Source organism: Aeromonas sp. s5 (assembly GCF_040907865.1).
Lineage (GTDB): Bacteria > Pseudomonadota > Gammaproteobacteria > Enterobacterales > Aeromonadaceae > Aeromonas > Aeromonas dhakensis.
This window is the reverse complement of record NZ_JBFOCO010000005.1, coordinates 430,139-451,285: the sequence shown is the minus strand read 5'-3', so window position 1 is coordinate 451,285 and position 21,147 is coordinate 430,139. Positions and strand designations below refer to the sequence as shown.

General features: G+C 61.3%; 18 protein-coding genes. 11 read left to right on the top strand and 7 right to left on the bottom strand.

The genetic code is table 11. From position 1 onward, the window contains the following. The first annotated feature begins 405 nt into the window (after window positions 1-405). From uhpT to AB5Y94_RS03220, 10 genes are all read left to right on the top strand, one after another. Entirely contained in the window at window positions 406-1,812 is a 1,407-nt protein-coding gene (gene uhpT / locus AB5Y94_RS03265; protein ID WP_017780840.1) for a hexose-6-phosphate:phosphate antiporter, read from the top strand. A 301-nt stretch (window positions 1,813-2,113) separates the two neighbouring features. Further along, complete coding sequence (locus AB5Y94_RS03260; RefSeq protein ID WP_017409976.1) at window positions 2,114-2,419, top strand: PTS fructose transporter subunit IIB; 306 nt, start codon at window positions 2,114-2,116, stop codon at window positions 2,417-2,419. Further along, on the top strand, window positions 2,420-3,187 hold the full coding sequence (locus AB5Y94_RS03255) for a PTS sugar transporter subunit IIA (RefSeq protein WP_368204814.1): 768 nt from the start codon (window positions 2,420-2,422) through the stop codon (window positions 3,185-3,187). A gap of 77 nt (window positions 3,188-3,264) precedes the next feature. After that, on the top strand, window positions 3,265-4,137 hold the full coding sequence (locus tag AB5Y94_RS03250) for a pseudouridine synthase (protein WP_368204811.1): 873 nt from the start codon (window positions 3,265-3,267) through the stop codon (window positions 4,135-4,137). A 95-nt stretch (window positions 4,138-4,232) separates the two neighbouring features. Next, complete coding sequence (locus tag AB5Y94_RS03245) at window positions 4,233-4,700, top strand: NUDIX hydrolase (RefSeq protein WP_195878233.1); 468 nt, start codon at window positions 4,233-4,235, stop codon at window positions 4,698-4,700. Between the two features lie 158 nt (window positions 4,701-4,858). Then, window positions 4,859-5,965: a tRNA 2-thiouridine(34) synthase MnmA gene (gene mnmA, locus AB5Y94_RS03240; RefSeq protein WP_010634593.1), complete on the top strand. Its 1,107-nt coding sequence runs from the start codon at window positions 4,859-4,861 to the stop codon at window positions 5,963-5,965. 157 nt (window positions 5,966-6,122) lie between these two features. Next, a complete protein-coding gene (gene hflD / locus AB5Y94_RS03235; RefSeq protein ID WP_005298892.1) occupies window positions 6,123-6,734 on the top strand; it encodes a high frequency lysogenization protein HflD in 612 nt (203 codons plus the stop codon). A 121-nt stretch (window positions 6,735-6,855) separates the two neighbouring features. After that, window positions 6,856-8,226, top strand: coding sequence for an adenylosuccinate lyase (gene purB / locus AB5Y94_RS03230; protein ID WP_010634594.1), 1,371 nt, complete (start codon window positions 6,856-6,858; stop codon window positions 8,224-8,226). Between the two features lie 137 nt (window positions 8,227-8,363). Further along, window positions 8,364-9,494 (top strand): cupin domain-containing protein, encoded by a 1,131-nt coding sequence (locus AB5Y94_RS03225; RefSeq protein WP_267999720.1) that lies wholly within the window; start codon window positions 8,364-8,366, stop codon window positions 9,492-9,494. A 240-nt stretch (window positions 9,495-9,734) separates the two neighbouring features. Next, on the top strand, window positions 9,735-10,142 hold the full coding sequence (locus AB5Y94_RS03220) for a hypothetical protein (protein ID WP_368204808.1): 408 nt from the start codon (window positions 9,735-9,737) through the stop codon (window positions 10,140-10,142). A gap of 157 nt (window positions 10,143-10,299) precedes the next feature. Here the strand turns inward: AB5Y94_RS03220 and AB5Y94_RS03215 are convergent, their stop codons facing one another. The 7 genes from AB5Y94_RS03215 to AB5Y94_RS03185 form a co-directional block, all read right to left on the bottom strand. After that, a complete protein-coding gene (locus tag AB5Y94_RS03215) occupies window positions 10,300-13,167 on the bottom strand; it encodes a hypothetical protein (protein WP_368204806.1) in 2,868 nt (955 codons plus the stop codon). 617 nt (window positions 13,168-13,784) lie between these two features. Then, a complete protein-coding gene (locus tag AB5Y94_RS03210; RefSeq protein ID WP_336288959.1) occupies window positions 13,785-14,294 on the bottom strand; it encodes an N-acetyltransferase in 510 nt (169 codons plus the stop codon). A gap of 32 nt (window positions 14,295-14,326) precedes the next feature. Next, the gene (locus AB5Y94_RS03205; RefSeq protein WP_368204804.1) at window positions 14,327-15,961 is read right to left on the bottom strand and encodes a GNAT family N-acetyltransferase; all 1,635 of its coding nucleotides are present in this window, start codon (window positions 15,959-15,961) and stop codon (window positions 14,327-14,329) included. After that, complete coding sequence (locus tag AB5Y94_RS03200; protein WP_368204803.1) at window positions 15,961-16,575, bottom strand: glutathione S-transferase family protein; 615 nt, start codon at window positions 16,573-16,575, stop codon at window positions 15,961-15,963. Before AB5Y94_RS03200 ends, AB5Y94_RS03205 begins: the two co-directional genes overlap by 1 nt. Window positions 16,576-16,613: 38 nt before the next feature. Further along, window positions 16,614-17,252, bottom strand: coding sequence for a pyridoxamine 5'-phosphate oxidase (pdxH, locus tag AB5Y94_RS03195; protein ID WP_005298871.1), 639 nt, complete (start codon window positions 17,250-17,252; stop codon window positions 16,614-16,616). 154 nt (window positions 17,253-17,406) lie between these two features. Then, window positions 17,407-17,736, bottom strand: a complete 330-nt coding sequence (locus tag AB5Y94_RS03190) for a hypothetical protein (RefSeq protein WP_024942908.1) — start codon at window positions 17,734-17,736, stop codon at window positions 17,407-17,409. Then, window positions 17,733-19,712, bottom strand: coding sequence for a reprolysin-like metallopeptidase (locus AB5Y94_RS03185; protein WP_368204801.1), 1,980 nt, complete (start codon window positions 19,710-19,712; stop codon window positions 17,733-17,735). Before AB5Y94_RS03185 ends, AB5Y94_RS03190 begins: the two co-directional genes overlap by 4 nt. A gap of 210 nt (window positions 19,713-19,922) precedes the next feature. Here AB5Y94_RS03185 and AB5Y94_RS03180 point away from each other — a divergent pair, with 210 nt between their 5' ends. Further along, window positions 19,923-21,134: an RsmB/NOP family class I SAM-dependent RNA methyltransferase gene (locus AB5Y94_RS03180; RefSeq protein WP_368204800.1), complete on the top strand. Its 1,212-nt coding sequence runs from the start codon at window positions 19,923-19,925 to the stop codon at window positions 21,132-21,134. The last annotated feature ends 13 nt before the right edge of the window (window positions 21,135-21,147 follow it).

Below are 21,147 nucleotides of genomic sequence, written 5' to 3'. Positions count from 1 at the left end.
AACCAAGCCGCCCCTTGCTGGGGGCGACCAAACCAAACGAGGCCACCTGCGGGTGGCCTCCTCTTTTGTCGGGTTCGAGAGAGCCCGTTCACCTCTGCCGCACGACGCCGGCTTGTGATCCTCTTCACGCTTCGCGGCCGGATCCCGCCAAACTAGGAAATTTTCCTACCCCCCCTAGGGATGGCTCTCACGCCATTTGCAGCGCGCCTCATTAAAGTCACGCTACCTGATGTGGTTACCCGACCCGCGCCATGGCGCAAGGGACGGGCATGGGTTCAATCGACAGGGGCTCGCCGCGCACCGCGCCCGCTTCCTGTTGTTCTTTCCGTGGCGTGACCTCCAACTCCAATCAAAAAGGGTGGAACGCGGCGGAAACAGCGTCTATCTCGCAGAGGATGAACGAAGATGTTTAAACTGCTCGAACAGGTCCGGGTCCCCACCCTGAACCTGCCGGTCGAAGCCCGGCGCAAGCTCTGGTTCAAACCGTTTATGCAATCCTATCTGGTTGTGTTCATCGGTTACCTGACCATGTATCTGATCCGCAAGAACTTCAACATTGCGCAGAACGACATGATCCAGGAGTACGGTCTCTCCATGACCGAGCTCGGCATGATCGGCCTTGGCTTCTCCATCACCTACGGGGTGGGCAAGACCATCGTCTCCTACTATGCCGACGGCAAGAACACCAAGCAGTTCCTGCCGCTGATGCTGATCCTCTCCTCCCTCTGCATGCTGGGCTTCAGTGCCAGCATGGGCGGTACCGGTTTCAGCCTCTACCTGATGATCTTCTTCTACGCGGCCAGCGGTTTCTTCCAGAGCTGCGGCGGCTCCTGCAGCTACTCCACCATCACCAAGTGGACACCCCGCAACAAGCGCGGCACCTACCTCGGCATGTGGAACCTCTCCCACAACGTGGGCGGGGCCGGTGCGGCCGGTGTGGCGCTGTTCGGTGCCAACTACCTGTTCGATGGCAACGTGCTCGGCATGTTCATCTTCCCCTCCATCATCGCGCTGATCGTCGGCTTTATCGGCCTGCGCTTTGGTAGCGACTCGCCGGAAGCCTATGGCCTTGGCAAGGTGGAAGAGCTGTTTGACGAAGTGGCCAGCGAAGAAGACGTCGCCACCGAGGAGCAAAAGCTGACCAAGTGGCAGATCTTCGTCAAGTACGTGCTGCTCAACAAGGTGATCTGGCTGCTCTGCTTTGCCAACATCTTCCTCTACGTGGTGCGTATCGGTATCGACCAGTGGTCCACCGTCTACGCCCACCAGGAGCTGGGCTTCTCCAAAGACGTAGCCATTCAGGGCTTTACCTTCTTCGAGGTGGGCGCCCTGGTCGGTACCCTGATGTGGGGTTACCTCTCCGATCTGGCCAACGGTCGCCGTGGTCTGGTGGCCTGCGTGGCGCTGGCACTGATCATCGCCACCCTGGGGCTCTACCAGCACGCCACCACCCAGTTCATGTTCCTGGGCTCTCTGTTCCTGCTGGGCTTCCTGGTGTTCGGTCCGCAGCTGCTGATCGGCGTGGCCGCCGTGGGCTTCGTACCCAAGCAGGGCATCAGCGTGGCCGATGGCGTCAAGGGCACCTTCGCCTACCTCATCGGTGACAGCTTCGCCAAACTGGGTCTGGGCATGATTGCAGACGGCACCCCCATCTTCGGCCTGACCGGCTGGACCGGCACCTTCGCGGCGCTGGATATGGCAGCCGCCGCCTGTCTGGTGCTGATGGCCTGCGTCGCGGTCGCCGAAGAGCGCAAGATCCGCCGTATCAAGCGGGAGCTGAAAGCTGCCACTTTGGCGACCCAGTCCGTCTGAACCAGCGCGAACTGAAAGCAGCTACCCTGGCGACCCAGTCCGCCTGAGCCCCGGATTACTGGGCACTGATTGCCCGGTCTTAAGGTTTCACTCCGTAGTGTGTATTCGGCCCGCCCTCTGGCGGGCCGTTTTTTTCTCCCCTCTTTTCCCCACTTGTCCCTTTTGGGGCCATAAATACCCCCGTCCCTTGCCCACCACGTCACCAGAGCGCAGTCGGGATCCCATTTTTGCCTCCACCCCTTTGGCAAGGCCGCCCCTTGGCGCTATCTTGTTGCCCCACCCGAATTTGCCGTGAGAGCCCATGAAGATCCTCGCCGTCACCGCCTGCCCCACCGGCATCGCTCACACCTACATGGCCGCCGAGGCGCTGCAAAAAGCCGCCGACAAGCTGGGGCTCAAGATCAAGGTCGAAACCCAGGGGGCCATGGGGCTGGAGAACATCCTCACCGCCCGCGACATCGCCGGCGCCGATCTGGTGCTGATCGCCTCCGATATCGAGATTGAGCAAAAAGATCGCTTCCTCGGCTGTCCCATTCACCAGGTGGCGCTGGAGGCAGTGCTGCTCGATGCGGTAGCCGTGCTCAAGACCGCCGCCCCCGGCGTCTGAATGCTGATCCGCGAGATCTCCTTTCACTGCCGGCTGGGGCTCACCATCACCCAGGCCAAGCAGCTGAGCCGGCTGGCCGGGCTGTTCAAGTCCCATATCCAGTTCATCAACGTCACCCGCCGCCAGGCGGTAGAGGCGACCAACCAGCTCTCCCTGCTCACCCTGGCTACCCAGCCCGGCGATCTCTGTCTGCTGCTGATCGAGGGGCTGGATGCCGAGCTCGCCCACATGGCCTTCACCTGCTGGTGCGTGGAGCTGGGCCAGCCGCTGGGGCGCCCGGGCAGCGCCGCCCTGGCCGAGCAGCGCCTCGCTCAGGTGCTGCCCGACTATTGCTTCACCCTGGCCCAGCTCGGCCATGCCACGGCTCCCCTCGACAAGACCCAGGCACTGGCGGTGCTGGTGGATCTGCTGCCCGCCGCGCTGATAAGCGACAGGCCCATGCTGGAGCAGGCCATCGCCGCGCGTGAGCAGCTGGCCGCCACCATCATCCGGCCCGGCCTCGCCATGCCCCACGTCATCTGCCCCGCCATCCGCCGCCCCGCGCTCTCGCTGCTCAGCAGCAGCGAACCCATCGAGTGGGGCTCCGCGCTCGGACCGGTGCAGACCCTGATTTTGCTGGCAGTACCCGCCGGTCTTGCCCCCGAGCAGTTGCGCCCCCTCACCCGGCTGGCCCGCGCATTGATAGACGAGCAGGTGGGCACGGCGCTGCTGCACGCAGGCTCCGCCCCCGCCCGTCAGGCCATTGTCATCGACGGCCTGCTCGGCTAAGCGGCTAGCCTCCCGTCCCCGTCGTTCATGCCCGTGACAGCCCCCTGTGGTACACTCGCCCTTCCTCTGTTTTTGGTATGCATGCGATGAAATCAGCCCGTCCCCGTCTCTCCCTCTCCGCCCGCCCTGACACCGAGCACAAGGCCAAAGGGCCCGCCACGACGCGCCCATCCCAGCGCAGGGAGGCGCAACACGCCATGAGAGACAAGGAGGGCGAGCGCAAACCGGCACCGGCGCCTGCCGATCGCAAGCTGCTGCTCTTGAACAAGCCCTACATGGTGCTCTGTCAGTTCACCGACGAGGCGGGTCGCGAGACCCTCAAGGATTACATCACCGAGCCCGGCATCTATGCCGCGGGCCGGCTCGACCGTGACAGCGAGGGGCTCTTGCTGCTCACCAACGATGGCAAGCTGCAGGCGCGCCTCACCCAGCCGGGGGAGAAGACCCCCAAGACCTACTGGGTGCAGGTGGAAGGCATCCCGAGCGAGGAGAAACTGGCCGCCCTGCGCGCCGGGGTGGAGCTCAACGACGGCATGACCCTGCCCGCCGGGGCGCGCATCATGGATGAACCTGCGGTGTGGCCGCGCAATCCGCCCATACGGATACGCAAGGAGATCCCCACCTGCTGGCTGGAGATCAAGATTGTCGAGGGGCGCAACCGCCAGGTACGGCGGATGACCGCCCATATCGGTCACCCCACCTTGCGCCTTGTCCGCTACGCCATCGGGGAGTGGACCCTCGATGGTCTGGCACCGGGGGAGAGCCGCGCCCTGCCCGCTCCCGAGTTGGCAGCGGCACCGCGGCAATCGGCTGTGCACGGCAAGGCCCGGCCGGCCCGTCACGCCCAACACCAGGAGCGGGACAGCCGCGAAGCGAGCACCCGCCCGGCCAATCGCAGCGGCGGGCGTGGCACCGCGCGCCGCCCGGCCCGCAGCAAGCCATCGGAATAACACGAGGAAGCCATTTGGCCAGCGTGCCGCAACATAGATGGCGCAACCTGATCGAGTGCCACAGCAAGGCACAATACACAAGACAAGGAGTCCCAATGAGCGATCATCCCCCCCTGCCCGCCCGCCTTACCGTGGCCGCCCTGGTGCACTGGCAGGGCCGTTTCCTGCTGGTGGAAGAGGAGATAAAAGGCCAGCGCCGCTTCAACCAGCCCGCCGGCCACGTGGAGCCTGGGGAAGATCTCATCCAGGCGGCCTGCCGCGAGCTGAAAGAAGAGACCGGGCTCACCGCCGCTCCTACCGCCTGGCTCGGGGTCTATCTCTACAAACCGGCGGACAGCGAGGCCACCTTTGTGCGCATCGCCGTCATCTTCGACCTTGAAAAGGCGCCGGGTCAGCACCATCCAGAGGATCCCGACGGCGACGTGCTGGCCTGCCACTGGCTCACCCTGGAGGAGATTGCCGAGTGCAAAGCGGCCCTGAGAAGCCCTCTGGTGTGGCAGTGCATTCAGGATTATCTGGCGGGTACCCGCTTGCCGCTATCGGCCCTCAAGGCCTTTATCTAAGAGCCGTTAGAGGCTCTTTTTGACGCCGTGAGGCCGAGACAAGAAAAACGATTTCCTGCTGCCGGGTTCCTGATGGGAACGGCGGCATGGATATGTGACCGGGGGCGCGAAATTCTGGTAGAATACGCCCCGTTTAAACGAACTGGTAACTTCGACTAATGACAGACAACAGCCAAATCAAGGTGATCGTCGGCATGTCCGGCGGCGTGGATTCTTCCGTCTCGGCCTACCTGCTCCAGCAGCAGGGCTATCAGGTCGAAGGCTTGTTCATGAAGAACTGGGAAGAAGACGACACGGACGAGTACTGCTCTGCCGCCCAGGATTTGGCTGATGCCAAGGCCGTCTGCGACAAGCTGGGGATGAAACTCCACACCATCAACTTCGCTGCCGAGTACTGGGACAACGTGTTCGAGCACTTCCTCGAAGAGTACAAGGCCGGCCGTACGCCGAACCCGGATATCCTGTGCAACAAGGAGATAAAGTTCAAGGCGTTCCTGGAGTTTGCCGCCGAGGAGCTGGGGGCCACCTACATCGCCACCGGCCACTATGTGCGCCGTGACGACAGCACCGGCCGCCCGCGCCTGCTGCGCGGCCTCGATACCAACAAGGATCAGAGCTACTTCCTCTACACCCTGAGCGAAACCCAGGTGGGTCAGAGCCTGTTTCCGGTCGGGGATCTCGAGAAGCCGGAGGTTCGCCGCATCGCCGAGCAGCTGGATCTCATCACCGCCAAGAAGAAAGACTCCACCGGCATCTGCTTCATCGGTGAGCGCAAATTCAAGGACTTCCTGGCCAAGTTCCTGCCCGCCCAGCCCGGCCCCATCGAAACCGTGGACGGCAAGGTGATCGGCGAGCACCAGGGGCTGATGTATCACACCCTGGGCCAGCGCAAGGGGCTTGGCATCGGCGGGCGCAAAGATGCCACCGAAGAGGCCTGGTACGTGGTCGACAAAGAGGTCGAGCGCAACACCCTGATAGTGGCGCAGGGCGAGCATCCCCGCCTCTACTCCGATGGCCTGATCGCGAGCCAGCTGCACTGGGTGGATCGCACCCCCATTCGCGAACCGCGCCGTTGCACCGTCAAGACCCGCTATCGGCAGGAAGATATCCCCTGCCTGATCCAGCCCATCGACGATGAGACCATCCGGGTCATCTTCGACGAGAAACAGGCTGCGGTGACCCCGGGTCAATCTGCCGTCTTCTACGACGGGGAAGTGTGTCTGGGCGGCGGCATTATAGAGCAGCGTTTCAGCCATCCGGTGTAAGGGCTGGACGCTCACAAGCGTCCGCGCTCTACTCCCTTCTCTCCTCGCGGGAGAAGGGACAAAGAAAAAACAGCACAAGGCAGTGATACATGATTGGCAACTTACAGGCCGGATCATGGCATCGGCCGGTGAATGAACAGAACAGGGCTGTGAAGATATGAGCGACAAATTCCAAGACAGAACCATGGCCTTTGCCGGCATCTGCCAGGCCGCCTACCTGGTGCAGAAGGTGGCCCGCGACGGCACCTGTGACGAGGCCTCCCTGCGCGAGAGCCTCTCCAGCATCCTGGTCACCGACCCCAAGCAGCCGCTGGACGTGTTCGGCAACCACCTGGCCATTCGCGACGGCTACCGCGCCCTGGTCGAGCAGCTGGGCGCCGACGGCAGCCAGAAGAATGCCGAGCTGACCCGCTACGTGGTGAGCCTGATTGCGCTGGAGCGCAAGCTGGCCAAGCGCAAGGACATTCTCAACATGCTGGGTGAGCGGATCGGCCAGATCGGCCGCCAGCAACAGCACTTCGACCTGCTCGACGAGCAGATCCTGGCCAACATGGCGAGCATCTACAGCGATCTCATCAGCCCGATCGGCCCGCGCATCCAGGTAGCGGGTACCCCGCTGTTCCTGCAGCAGCCGCTGGTGCAGCACAAGGTGCGCGCCCTGCTGCTGGCCGGCATCCGGGCCTGCGTGCTGTGGCGCCAGCTCGGCGGAAGCCGTACCCAGATCATCTTCGCCCGCAAGAAGATGGTGGAACTGGCAAAGCGTTACTAATCATTGGCTCGTGCAAAGGCAGGGGAGGACAAGGTGAACAGCCACACATCAGCCTTGATGGCCCCCGGCCCGCGCGCGAGTGGATACGAATCCCCCACACCAATCATCAGGAGTTCACCCCATGGAGCTGTCCGCGCTGACTGCTGTTTCCCCGATTGACGGTCGTTATGGCGACAAGGCCGATGCCCTGCGCCCTATCTTCTCCGAATTCGGTCTGCTGCGTTTTCGCGTCGAAGTCGAGGTGCGCTGGTTGCAAAAACTGGCCAGCCACGCCGGGATCCCGGAAGTCCCTGCCCTGAGCGCGGCTGCCAGTGCCCTGCTCGACGGCATCGTCAGCAACTTCAACGAGAGCGACGCCGCCCGCATCAAACAGATCGAGCGCACCACCAACCATGATGTGAAAGCGGTGGAGTACTTCCTGAAAGAGAAGGTGGAAGTGAACCCGGAGCTAGCCGCCGTCAGCGAATTCATCCACTTCGCCTGCACCTCCGAAGACATCAACAACAACTCCCACGGCCTGATGCTGAAGACCGCCCGCGAGGAAGTCATCAAGCCCTACTGCGAGAAGCTGATTGCCGAGATCAAGCGCCTGGCCGCCGAGTACCGCGACATGCCGCTGCTGTCGCGCACCCACGGTCAACCGGCCACCCCGAGCACCATGGGCAAGGAGATGGCCAACGTCGCCTACCGTCTGGAGCGCCAGCTCAAGCAGATCATGGCGGTGGAGATCTTGGGCAAGATCAACGGCGCCGTGGGCAACTACAACGCCCACATCAGCGCCTATCCGGAAGTTGACTGGCACCAGTTCTCCGAGGAGTTCGTCACTTCTCTGGGCCTGACCTGGAACCCCTACACCACTCAGATCGAGCCGCACGACTACATCGCCGAGCTGTTCGACGCCATGGCGCGCTTCAACACCATCCTGATCGACTTCGATCGCGACGTGTGGGGCTACATCTCCCTGGGCCACTTCAAGCAGCGCACCATCGCCGGTGAAATCGGCTCTTCCACCATGCCGCACAAGGTCAACCCCATCGACTTCGAAAACTCCGAAGGCAATTTGGGTCTGGCCAACGCCGTGTTCCAGCACCTGGCGAGCAAACTGCCCATCTCCCGCTGGCAGCGTGACCTGACCGACTCGACCGTGCTGCGCAACCTGGGCGTGGCAGTGGGTTACTCCCTGATTGCCTATCAGGCGACCCTGAAGGGTATCTCCAAGCTGGAAGCCAACGCCGATGCCATGGCCGCCGATCTGGATGCCAACTGGGAAGTGCTGGCCGAGCCGATCCAGACCGTGATGCGCCGCTACGGCATCGAGAAGCCCTACGAGAAGCTCAAAGAGCTGACCCGTGGCCGCCGCGTCGATGCCGAAGGGATGCGTACCTTTATCGACACCCTGGAATTGCCGGAAGCCGTCAAGGTCGAGCTGAAGAAGCTGACCCCGGCCAACTATATCGGTGACGCCCAGCGTCTGGTCGACCTGCTGAAATAAGCGGGCGAGACAGTATCGGGGGCCCTGGGCGCTAGCCACAGGGCCCCCTGTTGTTTTCCCTGCCCAGGCAGGGCCATGAGTGGCGTTGCCCAAGCCCGTCTTGGGCAACACCTCTCTCACAGAGACACGAGAAGACCATGTACCAACTCAATCTGGATATCGCTCACTTCCTCGAGCACTACTGGCAGAAGCGCCCGCTCCTCATCAAGGGCGGCTTCACCGACTTTCAGGATCCCATCAGCCCGGACGAGCTGGCGGGTCTGGCCATGGAAGAGGTGATTGAATCGCGCCTGGTAACCCGCTTCAACAACAAGTGGGAAGCGGCCCACGGCCCCTTCGAATCCTACGATCACCTGGGCGAAGAGAACTGGACAGTGCTGGTGCAGGCCTGCAACCACTGGGCCCCCGAGGTGAACGAGCTGGCGCTGCCATTCCAGTTCATCCCGGGCTGGCGTTTTGACGACGTGATGGTGAGCTTCTCCACCCCTCACGGCGGGGTCGGTCCCCACATCGACAACTACGACGTTTTCATCACCCAGGGCCAGGGCAAGCGCCACTGGCGCGTCGGCGATGCCAAGCCCTTGAACGAGTTTGCCGCTCACGCGGCCCTGCTGCACTGCGAGCCGTTCGAGGCGATCATCGACGTCATCATGGAGCCGGGCGACATCCTCTACATTCCGCCTGGATTCCCCCACGAGGGCTACGCCATCGAGCCCTCCCTGAACTTCTCGGTGGGCTTTCGCGCGCCGGATGCCAAGGCGCTTATCTCCTCCTTTGCCGATCACCTGATCGACAACGAGATCCGCACCGAGCGTTACGGCGATGCCGACCTCAAGCCACGTGCCCGCCACGGCGAGATCCAGCCCCATGAGCTGCACCGCCTGCGCGAGCTGATGCAGCAGGCACTCGATGACGAGACCCTGTTCAAGGAGTGGTTCGGCACCATGATCTCCGAGGCCAAGCACGATCTGGACGTGAGTCCCATGGAGCCGGACTACAGCGCCGAGGAAGTGGCCGACCTGCTGACCCAGGGCGAGCCCGCCATCAAGGTACCGGGCCTGCGCTCTGTCTGGTTCAGTGGCGAAAGCCAGACCTGCTACATCGACGGCGAAGCCTGGACCCTGCCGAGCGAGGATGCGGCGGCCATTTCGCTCTTGTGCGACAAGGACATGGTCACCCAGGCCGACATGGTGGAACTGGCCGATCAGGCCGGCTTCCTCCAGCTGCTGACCCGGCTGATCAACCGCGGCTACTGGTTCTTCAACTGATCCCCCCGCGGTGACAGAAGGCGCCCTCGGGCGCCTTTTCTATCTCAGCTGCCCGACCTCACCGTCTCTGCTGCCGACCGGACCACCCCGGCGGCGCTTTCACTTCTTGCCTTGTCCACAACCTGCTTTCGAAGCTGAACCCACTCTTGACGGCACACCTGATGATGCTTTTTTGCACAAGCGAAAGCTCGTATCATGCGGCCATTGCTCAAGCAGCCAGGTTTAGCAGAGAGGTATCCCATGCAGATCAGCACTCGTCCCATGCCGTTGCCCGGTTATGGCAACGCCTATTCCAAGCTGACCCCGGAGCAGCTCAACCAGGGTCGTGACAAGGCGCTGGACAAGAGAGATGAATACGTGGCGACGCAGGAAGAGAAAGAGACCACCCGCCGCACTCTGGCCGTCTCCTACACAGAGCAGCAGCAGGACAAGGCCGCCGTGGATCGCTATCTGCAAGCCAGTGGGCAGGAGAGCGATGAGCAAAGCACCCCGACGGCTGTCGATCTCTACCGGATGGAAGAACGCCACCAGCAGCAACAGCAGCTCGGCGACTACCTGCAATACCGGCAGAGCCCCCTTGGCAAGCAACTGGCGGGCATGACAGGGGCCGAGGATCGCAAGGGCAACCTGCTCGATACCCGCGCCTGAGCAAGCCCTGTACACGCAAGGGGATGACATAAAAAAAGCCCTCGCTGAGGGCTTTTGAGTGTTGCCGACAAGGGCGTGGCCTGTTTTCGACACATCAGGAGTCGATACGGGTCCTTCATGGCCCAGGACGTGAACGCCTGAAAGCGTGCCGACTGTGTTATTTGGGAATAAACGCATTCTTGTAGAAGGAGCGGAATCCATTGTCCGGCACCTGAAATTCCACCCCATTGTACAATGACAAGGAGGCATCATCAGTCTTGTTCATGATTGCGCCATAACGCGCATAACCACTCTTGCCATCGTGATACATAAAGTCCATCCGCGAAACCAGATCGTTGGTTTTCTTGAACAACCGGCCAACAATCGGCGAGTCTGAGGACATGGGATTATTGATGGTCCGCAGCAATTTCATGCTGGTATAGTCACCATTGTCATCCCGGGTCAGCAGATAATGGTAGCGGGTATCGGGCGCCTGCAGACCATTTAGCCGATAGATCAAATTCACGTTGGTACCGAGCGCCAGCGCATTCAGGCCATAGGTTATCGGTGCATCGCGCTGACCGACAAAGTCAGATATTATCCTGCGGACTGCACCACCTTTCACTTGATAGATATGCCGGGTCGTAAAGATAAGGAACATTGTCTCGTCAAGGCCATTAATGGCAACCACATCCAGCGGATACTCTTGCCACTCCAGATTTAATTGACTCGTCAGTTCATTGCTGCTTGTCGGGGCATCCTCCAGATGAGACGTCAAGAAGGCCCGTGAAAAGCTAGAGTTGTTGCCCAGCACCACAAATATTGCTGCGCGACTATTATTGTTTGCCTGACTCTCAACGGCATGCAAACAGGTCTGCAAATCACTTCCCGGCCGCCAGTTACTGATTGGGGTGGTGGCTCCCGCAGTGAAGAAGTTCGATATATTTCCGTAGCCTGGCTTCTGAATATTGGCAAAGTTATAAATCCTGCCATTTCTTGGGGAGGTGACCAATGCCCCCGGCTGGGTATAAATCGGGTTGTCATGATCCGCGATACTTGGGACGTAATCCCAATCGGTATTCATGGTCCTTGCATCGAAGGCGCATACCAGAGTGCGCTTCCAGTAACTGGACACTCGGCAAATATATGACCCCAGGTCTTCATACTCAAGCCCTCTCGGTTTAATATACTCGTTGGTATATCTCGCGATCGGGGTAGGTTTGACCTCTTCTTTTTTAAGTAATGTGTATATCCATTGGGCGATGGCCACCACTATGCCTATCACCGCGACAATAATCCCCAGGGGGCCGGCAATGGCAAAGCCCATAAAAGAGGCCACGGCGACACCCAGCGCCACCGTGGCGACCAACATATTGATTGCCGCAAATATAATATCACCTATATCGCCACCCTCGATAGCCTGATATAGGTTATACGCAGCCAGGGCCGCCCCCAGCGCCGCCAATCCGACAAAACATATATTGATAATCCGGGTGATATTTTGCGTGGCGAGAAACATCTTGCTGGCTATCTGCCGCTCTAATACATTCGTGAGATGCTGGCCTTTGGCGGTAAGGTTGCTCAAGAATTGACTGAATTTACCCATATTGATGGCAATGCTGTTGATGATGCCTTCGCCATTGCCATAAATAAACATGGTCACTTTATCAAGGAATCGACCGAGCTGGATCAGATTCAATGTCACATCAAACAGGGCCGCCCCCAACTCCATCAAAGGAACAGGGTTGCTCCATTCCTCCCGATCGGTCGCCGTCAACCAGGTAAAGTTGCCCACCCCCAGCAACAAGGTGAACACGGAAAGGAATGAATCGATGGGAAAGGCAGCGGGAGCCACACCGGAGAAGGCTGTGGGAGCCATACTGCCCGCCGTCCCTGCCAGCGCAGGATATCGTTGAAGAATGCGCTGCCGGGCCCCCTCATCCTGCAGGGTGCTCGTTCTCAAGCTCATGTTGTTCAGTTCATTCCAGAAGCTATCCGGGCTATTCTGGTTGAAGAAACTGTTCCAGAAGGTGCGCTGAGTCCCGCTTTCATTTCTCAGCAAGGTCACCACATCATCGAAATTTCTCCTGTTGGCCAGGACTGTGTATTTCTCGCTTTGTTGGCCCCAGCTCAGGTTCATGGCAAACCCACTGTATACAGAACCCGCCATGGTACGTTCAAATTTTTTCAGCTCGTCCTCGGTGATGCGACGACCGGATGAAATATTGAGCGCTCTTACTTTATTGATGGTGTTGTAGACTTGCCACATCGCCTTTTCAAACGATGAACCTGATCCCAGATACTCCTGAACTTTGAAAGAGCTGATCAGTTCCTCTAACACCTCATTCTTGGAGTAGTGTTCGATAAGTTGACGAGCCCAGTTTTCCCCCGCTGCTTTGTAGCCGGTTAACTTTCCGCTTTGACAATAATGAGTGGCGACAGAGTATAGCTGATCGATAATTTCTTTAAACTGCGTACCCTTTTCAGCTTGCTTGATATTTGCATTTACCTTCACCATATCCCAAGAGTTATACAGCTTCCGGTCTGCCACAGTGACATTGGTTTGCTTGCTATATGAGTTCTGCAACAAGCCACTCACATATTCAACCATATTATCGGTAAAATAGCGTCGGTTGCTGCTGTAAATAGCATTGACCGAGTTGATGCCATCACTCATGGTCAACACATTATTGTTAGGCTTCATGCCAGGGCCTAACGCTTCGCTCAATGAGCTGTTCTGATACTGGAATTCGAACTTCATCAGCTCTTGAAACATCACTTGGGCAAGATATTGCGCTTCATCGGTTTCTTGTACAAAGTTGACCCGGTTCGAATCAACGACGGGCTGATTAGATGCCATCACGTAAAAATTGATCGCATCCAGCTCGGCGAAATTGCCACTATTCAGGACAGCAATAGCGGCTTTCACCGGGGCTGGGAAGACAGTGCCGGCAGCCAGGCCTATCAGCGACATGGAGGAGAACGTCAGAAAATCCCGACGCCCTTGTGAAACTTCACGATGGATTATTTCTGAAAGTTTTTTCATATTATATATCCCTATCAGTGCTCATTGCTTCCCAGATTATTAAATATTTCAGGAAATAGTCTGGCGGGCCATGTCATCATGACCGAGCATATGGTTGTTGTTCTATGAGAGGTGTAAATAGGCTGCCATATCAGCATCGTCAATATATGCATAACAGCAGCACTACCGATATACAAGGCAAGGAGGATATTAACAATTAAAGCCAAGGCAACCGTATCAAGCCTCCTTGTTTATATATTGCACAACCTACCTTCCAATCCTCATTTGAGTCAAACATCAATAATGAGGTCTAACCAGAAAATGTTACCCGTTAGACAAAAACAGATATTGCCGAGAAAAAGTTGTAACAATATATTTCGAAAAGAGCCCCCCAAAAATGCAGCAAGGTGCCATCAGGCTGCAGGGCAGCACCATGATTTCCAGATAAAGGTGGTACGCACTATATATCCCAGCACGGAGCAAAGTGGCATTAGCTCACCGGTGTGCTCGTGAATACGATCCGCAATGATGAGGTGGGGCGGGAAAGAAAAAACCATCGACTGTTCGAGGGGGGAGACACAGCATCTGCAGCGCATTCAGATAACAAAACGGCAGCCCCTGGCTGCCGTTTGCGTGGCTCATTGTTCTTCGGGAAGTTCGTCAAACAGCGGGTGGTAGAGCACTTCACCCTGCATTCCGGTCAAGCCGCCCTCCTGCAGCTCCATCGCCATGAAGCAGTCGGCGGGCACCTCATAGATGCAGTACAGGCCGAACTCGCTGGCGGGACGAAAACCGAAGCGGCTGTAATAGGTCGGGTCACCAAGTACCACCACCGCCTTCCAGTCCATCTCCAGCGCCGTATCCAGCCCCTCGCGCACCAGATCCGAGCCGATCCCCTGCCCCTGCCAATCCGGGTGGACCGCCACGGGCGCGAGACCAAGCCAGGGCCCCTCCACCCCGTTAATGGTGATCGGGCTCAGCATCAGGTGCCCCATGAACTCGTACTCCTCCTCCTCGACCATGGTCACCACGGCGGCGCCGCATTCGCGCAGGCGGTTGACCAGTTCAGCCTCGTCGGTACGGCCAAAGGCGGCACTCACCAGGTCATAGACCGGCAGCATGTCGCCAGGGCGCTCGGTTCTCAGCATACAGCGTTACTCCTCGTACAGCAGAGCGGGCATTATTCCACAAACTGCCCGCCGCCCTGAGCACCTTTGTCCAGAAATGGGAGGGTGGACTCAGGAAAACGATCCGCCACCTGCGCCAGCAACTCATGCAGATCGACCGGTTGCAGGCTGGTGATGGCGGTTCGATAGGCATTGAACAGCAGCGGTTCGGCCCGTGCCAGCCAGGCCAGGGTGTCGTCGGCATCCCGATGCCAGCGACCGGCCAGCTCATCGAGCAGAGCGGGCAAGGCCACCAGCAAGTCGAGCAGATGATAGCGATGGGTGAGCGGCTCAGCGGCCAGCAGGGCGAGCCTGCGCTCCTCACTGGCGAGCCAGCGCAAGCGCTGGCGCCGCTCAACCAGGGTCAGCAACACAGGCCCCTGGCGCTGCAGACTGGCCAACTGCAGCAGGTAGTCCAGCCCCTGCTCTTCGGCGTCTTTCAGCAGCAGGCCGCGCAGCAGATGGAGCTGCTCCGGCTCGGCCTGCGCCAGCGCATCCTGGTCGTAGTATTCCACCGCCAGCGGCCCGTCAGTACCCAGGGAGCGTGGCGGCGCGGCGGCGGGCTCGCCCTCTTCTGCCTCATCCCGATTTGTCATGAACAGCGCCAGCCGCTTCGGCGCCCCCTCCCCGACCTGTGTCTGCAGGATGGCCGCCACCACCCGCTCGTCAGCCAGCAGGGGGGCCAGCTGGCGTTCGACCGGCGCCGCCAGCGTCAGACTTCGCGCCAGCTGCCAGTAGCTCACCTCGCACTGGTTCTGGCTCAAGCACGGGCGCTGGCCACTCAGTGCCCGTCGGCCGCAATAGCGCATGCCCAACTTGGCCATCACCCGGCCGGAGGCATGGTTGTCCGGCATGTGGCGGGCGGTGAGCACCGGCAGCTGCAGCCGGTCGAACGCAAAGGCCTTCACCAGCCGGGCGGCCCGGGTCGCCAGTCCGCGGTTTTGCCAGGGCACACCCACCCACCAGGCCAGCTCGCCGTTCCAGTGCAGCGAGATAACCCCCACCAGCGGCGCATCGCCCTCGCCAGCCGGCAGGGTCAGCGCCCAGCTCCAGCCCAATCCGAGCGCCGCCTTGCGCCAGCAGCCGGCCAGCCAGTCGCGGGCCGCCTCCAGCGGATAGGGGTGGGGAATGTTGAGGGTGTAGCGGGCGAGCGCCGCATCGCTGCAATAACGCACCACCTCGGCTTCATCGCACGCCAGCAGGGGGCGCAGCTGCAGGGCGGGTTCCGACCGGGAGGGAAGTTCGGCCAGCACCGGCACCGTCAGGCGGCGGGCCAGCAGGCGGTTGAGCACGGCGCCCAGATCGTCCTGCGCCGTCAGCGCCAGATCGGCCCCCTGTCCTCCCAGGGTCAACAGCCCCTCCTCTCGCGCCAGGGTCAGCAGGGAGGCCGAGCCACTGATGAGGATCTGCCGGCTCGGATCAACGGCCTGCTGGCCGGGCAGATCGCCGTCCAGCCAGGCGGCCAGCAGCGCGCTGGCCGAACGCACGCCATCGGGCGGACAACAGGACCAGAGTCCGCCGGTCTCGCTCGGCAAACGCTCATCGACCTTGCTCTGCAGCAACTGCCAGCCATGGCCCTGCCGCTGCCAGGCCTGCAGCACCGGTGCCCAGTGGGGCTGCCACAGGGCACGCTCGATCAGCAGTTCCATCAGCCGGCCTGACAGGCTGCGGGCAGGCTCAGGTGGCGGGGATGCGCCTCGATACGGGCAATCCAGGCCCGGATGGCGGGCCAGCCCTGCAGCGAGAAGATCCCCTCCTCCGCCACATGGGTGTAAGCATAGAGCGCCAGATCGGCGATGGTCGGCGCCTCGCCACACAGGTAGGGACTCTGCTTGAGCTGCTGCTCCAGCACCGCCAACGCCTTCTCGCCGCCGGCTTTGAGCCCGTCGAGGCGCGCCTCCTGGGACTCCGGTCGCCCCAGATAGTGAACGATGAAGCGAGCTACCGCGATATAGGGCTCATGGCTGTACTGCTCGAAGAACAGCCACTTGAGCACCTCGGCCTGCTGGCTCGGTTCGGCCGGCCACAGGGACGACCCCTGCGCCAGGTAGAAGAGGATGGCGTTGGACTCCGCCAGGGTGTCGCCCTGGGCCAGCTCCAGCACCGGGATCTTGCCGTTGGGGTTCAGGGCCAAAAAGTCGGGGGTGCGGGTCTCCCCCGCCAGCACATCCACCGGCACCCAGTCGAGGGGCAGCTCAAGCCAGCGGGCCAGCAGCCAGGGCTTGTAGCAGTTGCCGGACTTCAGATCGCCATACAGACGCATACAGACTCCTTGTCAGCAGCAGAGGGCTAGCGGGGCGCTCAGGGCGCCAGCCGCTCGATGTGCCACCCTTCCCCTTCGCGGGTGTAGTAGAAACGGTCGTGCAGGCGATGCTCGCCCCCCTGCCAGAATTCGACCGTGTCGATGCGCACCCGGAAACCGCCCCAGAAGCTCGGCAACGGCACCTCGCCATTGGCAAACTTCTGCTTGAGCTCGAGGAACTTGGCCTCCAGCACGCCACGGGCCGAGATACGGGTCGACTGTTTGGAGACCCAGGCAGCGATCTGGCTGTCTTTGGGACGGCTGTGGAAATACTTCATCACCTCGAAGGTGCTCATCTTCTCCACCCGGCCGGTCACATGCACCTGTCTGTCCAGGGTGTGCCAGGGGAAGAGCAGGCTGATGCGGGGGTTGCCCTCCAGCTGGTGCGCCTTGCGGCTGCCCATGTTGGTGTAGAACACCATGCCTTCGGCGTCGTAGTGCTTGAGCAGCACGGTGCGCTGCCAGGGCTGGCCGTCGGCATCCACTGTGCCCACCACCATGGCGGTGGGATCGGTCAGCCTGGCTTCGCACGCCTGGGCCAGCCACTTCTCGAACAGGGCGAGGGGCTCGGCCGGCAGATCGGCCCTGTGCAGTCCACCCCGGGTGTATTCACGGCGCAGATCGGCTACATCCATCATCTTGATTTTCCTTCTCTCTTTGCCGCCCATGCGGCCATGCGTGCAGGCATTGTGCGACGAGCACGCCATGGGTACAAGCCTTGTGACCGGCAAATGACAGCCGTAAAAAAGAGGGAGGCTCGCGCCTCCCCCTGTTGACCTTGACGGCCCTCTGTCACTGCCGATCCGTTGCCGGTAGTGACGGGCAGTGCGCCAGCATGCGCCGGTTGTAGTCGGCCGCGTAGGCCGCCAGCTTGGCCTGGGCCTCCTGCTGGCCTGGCTTGATCACATCCCCCAGCCCCTCCAGATAGCGCACGCCGCAGCGGGCCTTGGCTGATGCCTGCTGCTCCGGCGCTATGCCGGGCGCCACCTCGCCTCGCCCGGCCCGCACGATCAGCCGGTAATCCTGCTTGGCCAGGCTGGCGCTGACCGCCTGCTCCAGGGTATCGGCGTCAGCCTGACAGCCGCCGAGCAGGGACGCCAACACCAGCCAGGCCGCCCTCATCCGCGCCTCCGCTGCCAGCCCAGCAGGGCCAGCGCCAGGGTCCAGAAACCGAGGGCGCCACCACCGCCACCGCCCGAGCTGCCGCCGCTTTGGACGACCGGCAGCTTGGCTGGGCTGATGGCGAAGAAGATGTTGTCGCTGCAGGCCACCTTCAGACGGGCGTCGCTGGCCAGATCCGCCGGCAGGGTCACGGTGGCCGAGCCACTGTTGGGCTGGCTGACCGCCAGGCTGCTCCAGCTGGTTCCCTCGTTCTGGGTCAGGAGCAGGTCCACCTTGCTGCAGCTGATCGGTGCCAGGTTGGTGCCGGCCACATCCCAGCTGACCGCCTGACTTGCCCCCGGCGTCAACGACCTCCCAAGCGGCGCAGTCAGCCGGAAGGCGCTGCCGGTATTGACCACCTGCACCTTCATGTCATCGCTGGCGACACCGCCCTTGCCGTCACGCACCGTCAGCCGGAAGTTGAGATCCCGGTTGGTGGCAGGCCAGGCCTCGCCCTTGGCGAGCGTGCCCGACAGCAGGGAGGGCAGGCTCGGCAGGATCCGCTCCGGTGAGCTGGTGGGGGAGACAAAGCGAAACAGCGGCCGGCTGCCGTCGTCCACCATGGTGGCCAGGCTGCTCGACTCAGTCCCCAGATCGATCTGCTCCCAGGTATAGGTCAGGGGATCCCCGTCCAGATCGGCGCCGGCCCCCTTCAGCACGAACGGCGTGTTGGCCGGAATGATGTGGCTGGCCCCGGCCGCCGCCTGGGGCGCGTTGTTGACGAGGTCGATGGTGGTGCCGCAAGTCGGCACGGTCGCCATGTGCGCCCGCATCTGCTCGATGGACTTGCTGTGAAAATAGGGGTCGCTGTGGGGCTGGATGTTCTCCTCCCCGCAGATGCCGGCATAGGCCATGATGGAGGTGCCACTGCCCGGCTCCCAGGCCTGGCTCGCCTCACGGTTGCCGCCGCCACAGCTGTTGGTGGTGCCGTTGAAGGTGTGATCGGCGCCGAACTGGTGGCCGATCTCGTGGGCCACATAGTCGATAAAGAAGGCATCCCCCACCGGGGTGGCGGAACCTGTCATGCCGGCCGACTTGTCAGCCATACAGAGCACGCCGAGGCCGGCCAGACCACCGCCCCCGGTATTGACCACATGGCCAATGTCAAACGGTCCCAACGGCGTGCTGGGCAGGGTCTGGGCATCGGCCTGCACCACGCTATTGATGTCGACGTCGCCGTCATCATTGTTGAAGGGATCGCTGGCCGGGTCGGTAAAGATGATGTTGTCGTTGCCGCTGGCCAGCTGGAATTCGGCCGCCACGTCACGCTGGTACACCTCGTTGACCCGGTTGAGCAGGGTGGTGATGGCGCCAAGACCAGCCTCGACAGTACCCCCGTGATACTGGGTGTACTCCCCCGCCGCCGAGATGGCGATGACATAGCGCTTGCGTACGTTGCCATCCACCTGCACCTTGTGCGCCAGCGCCTTGCTGGCATCGCTGCCGATAACCTTGTCCGCTTCCTCCGCCAACCGGCTGTAGGCGTCCTGCTGGTAATAGACGGCATAACCGTCAGCATTGCGCAGCGGATCGACGAACACCGTCTTGCCCTGATGGGTGAACATGGCATGGAATCCCTGGGGGCCGAGATCGAAGCGCCCCGTCTCCACCGGTGCCGCCGGGTTGTGACCCTTGAAGACCTGGATATCTGGATATTTGGCGGCCAGATCCGCCGGCAACAGATCATAGGCCTGCAGGGTGAAGGTCACTTCTCCCCCGTCGGGCAGCGGCAGGGTCAGCGAACGCGCCCCGGCTTGCAGTCCGGCAAAATAGTCGATGGGCACCTTGGCTACCCGAAACTGGTTGGCCCTCACGTCATACCCGTCGGCGGCAGTGGCGCGCGCCGCGACCGTATCCCACTCTTTGGCCGCAAGGCCGCCCGAACTCATCAAGCTGGCTACCACCAGCGCCAAGGGAGAAAATTTCATCAACTGCATCGTTTTAGTCCTTTTAAAATGCACTCACCTGAACTGCAACCTGCATCATTCGCCTGCTGGTCCGATTAGTCCAGCAGCATCCACCCTATCTTCCCCGAATGGGGAGTGTTGCACCAACCCTGTCTAGCCCCTATCATTGCGCGGATTTATCAGTTTTTGAGCCGCGTCACCATGGCGACGGTTCGTCTTTTTCTGACCAAGGTTAATCTCATGCTCAAATCCCCACTGTTGCCCCGTCTCGGGGACCTGGTCGTTGCCATTGTTGACGATGTGCTGGGCCAGGGTCTCACCCTGGATCGCGCCTATGCCCGTCAATTTTCCGGCATCGAACTCAAACCGCAAGAACAGGCAAGGATTGCCCTGGTCACCGGCGATCTGCTGCGTCGCCTCAGCCTCTACTGCGCCCTGACCGGTATTCAGGTGCGGCAGGCCGAGAAGCACGTCTGGCCGCTGCTGCACAGCTGGCACGCTTTCCACAAGATAGCTCAGCCCAATCACCCGACCCTGGATCGCTTCAATGAAGAGGCGTTTCGTCGCCGTCTGACCGAGGCCAAGAAGAACCCGGTGCTGATGGATGGCTGCCCAACCTGGCTGGAAAAGCTCGGCAGTGAGCAGCTGGGCGATGCCTGGCCGGCCGAGCGTGCCGCCCTGACCGCCATGCCCAAGCGCTACCTGCGGGTCAACACCCTCAAGTGCACCCGTGACGAGCTGCAGGCGGCCCTGGCCAAAGAGCAGATCACCACTGTACCGGTGGAAGGGGTCGAGAGCGCCCTGGAAGTGACCTCGGATGCCGCCCTGTTTCGCACCAACGCCTTTGCTGACGGCTGGTTCGAGCAGCAGGATGCCGGCTCCCAGCACATCGCGGCGGCGCTCGACGTGGCTCCCGGCATGCGGGTGATCGACGCCTGCGCCGGTGCCGGCGGCAAGACCCTGCATCTGGCCGCCATGATGAAGGGCAAGGGCCGTCTGCTGGCGATGGACGTGGAAGAGTGGAAACTGGAGAACCTCAAGCAGCGCGCCCGCCGCGCCGGTGCCCACAACGTGGAGACCCGGGTCATCACCAGTAGCAAGACCGTCAAGCGCCTCAAAGAGAGCGCGGATCGCCTGCTGCTGGACGTGCCCTGCTCCGGCCTTGGCGTACTCAAGCGCAATCCGGATGCCAAGTGGCGCGATACCGCCGAGCGGCTGCCGGTGCTGGTAGCCCTGCAGGAAGAGATCCTGCAGCGCTACAGCCAGATGGTGAAGGTGGGCGGCATGCTGGTCTACGCCACTTGCTCCATCCTGCCCGAGGAGAACCGCCAGCAGGTGGACAAATTCCTCGCCGCCAACGACAACTTCCGCCTGCTCGGTGATCACACCGTGAGCCCGGCGGCCACCGGTTTCGACGGCTTCTATCTGGCGCGCATCGAGCGCATCGCCTGATACCGTCTTGCAG

Coding starts and splice junctions, on each gene's coding strand:
- uhpT (WP_017780840.1), top strand. CDS start 406: ATGTTTAAACTGCTCGAACAGGTCCGGGTCCCCACCCTGAACCTGCCG.
- AB5Y94_RS03260 (WP_017409976.1), top strand. CDS start 2,114: ATGAAGATCCTCGCCGTCACCGCCTGCCCCACCGGCATCGCTCACACC.
- AB5Y94_RS03255 (WP_368204814.1), top strand. CDS start 2,420: ATGCTGATCCGCGAGATCTCCTTTCACTGCCGGCTGGGGCTCACCATC.
- AB5Y94_RS03250 (WP_368204811.1), top strand. CDS start 3,265: ATGCATGCGATGAAATCAGCCCGTCCCCGTCTCTCCCTCTCCGCCCGC.
- AB5Y94_RS03245 (WP_195878233.1), top strand. CDS start 4,233: ATGAGCGATCATCCCCCCCTGCCCGCCCGCCTTACCGTGGCCGCCCTG.
- mnmA (WP_010634593.1), top strand. CDS start 4,859: ATGACAGACAACAGCCAAATCAAGGTGATCGTCGGCATGTCCGGCGGC.
- hflD (WP_005298892.1), top strand. CDS start 6,123: ATGAGCGACAAATTCCAAGACAGAACCATGGCCTTTGCCGGCATCTGC.
- purB (WP_010634594.1), top strand. CDS start 6,856: ATGGAGCTGTCCGCGCTGACTGCTGTTTCCCCGATTGACGGTCGTTAT.
- AB5Y94_RS03225 (WP_267999720.1), top strand. CDS start 8,364: ATGTACCAACTCAATCTGGATATCGCTCACTTCCTCGAGCACTACTGG.
- AB5Y94_RS03220 (WP_368204808.1), top strand. CDS start 9,735: ATGCAGATCAGCACTCGTCCCATGCCGTTGCCCGGTTATGGCAACGCC.
- AB5Y94_RS03215 (WP_368204806.1), bottom strand. CDS start 13,167: ATGAAAAAACTTTCAGAAATAATCCATCGTGAAGTTTCACAAGGGCGT.
- AB5Y94_RS03210 (WP_336288959.1), bottom strand. CDS start 14,294: ATGCTGAGAACCGAGCGCCCTGGCGACATGCTGCCGGTCTATGACCTG.
- AB5Y94_RS03205 (WP_368204804.1), bottom strand. CDS start 15,961: ATGGAACTGCTGATCGAGCGTGCCCTGTGGCAGCCCCACTGGGCACCG.
- AB5Y94_RS03200 (WP_368204803.1), bottom strand. CDS start 16,575: ATGCGTCTGTATGGCGATCTGAAGTCCGGCAACTGCTACAAGCCCTGG.
- pdxH (WP_005298871.1), bottom strand. CDS start 17,252: ATGATGGATGTAGCCGATCTGCGCCGTGAATACACCCGGGGTGGACTG.
- AB5Y94_RS03190 (WP_024942908.1), bottom strand. CDS start 17,736: ATGAGGGCGGCCTGGCTGGTGTTGGCGTCCCTGCTCGGCGGCTGTCAG.
- AB5Y94_RS03185 (WP_368204801.1), bottom strand. CDS start 19,712: ATGCAGTTGATGAAATTTTCTCCCTTGGCGCTGGTGGTAGCCAGCTTG.
- AB5Y94_RS03180 (WP_368204800.1), top strand. CDS start 19,923: ATGCTCAAATCCCCACTGTTGCCCCGTCTCGGGGACCTGGTCGTTGCC.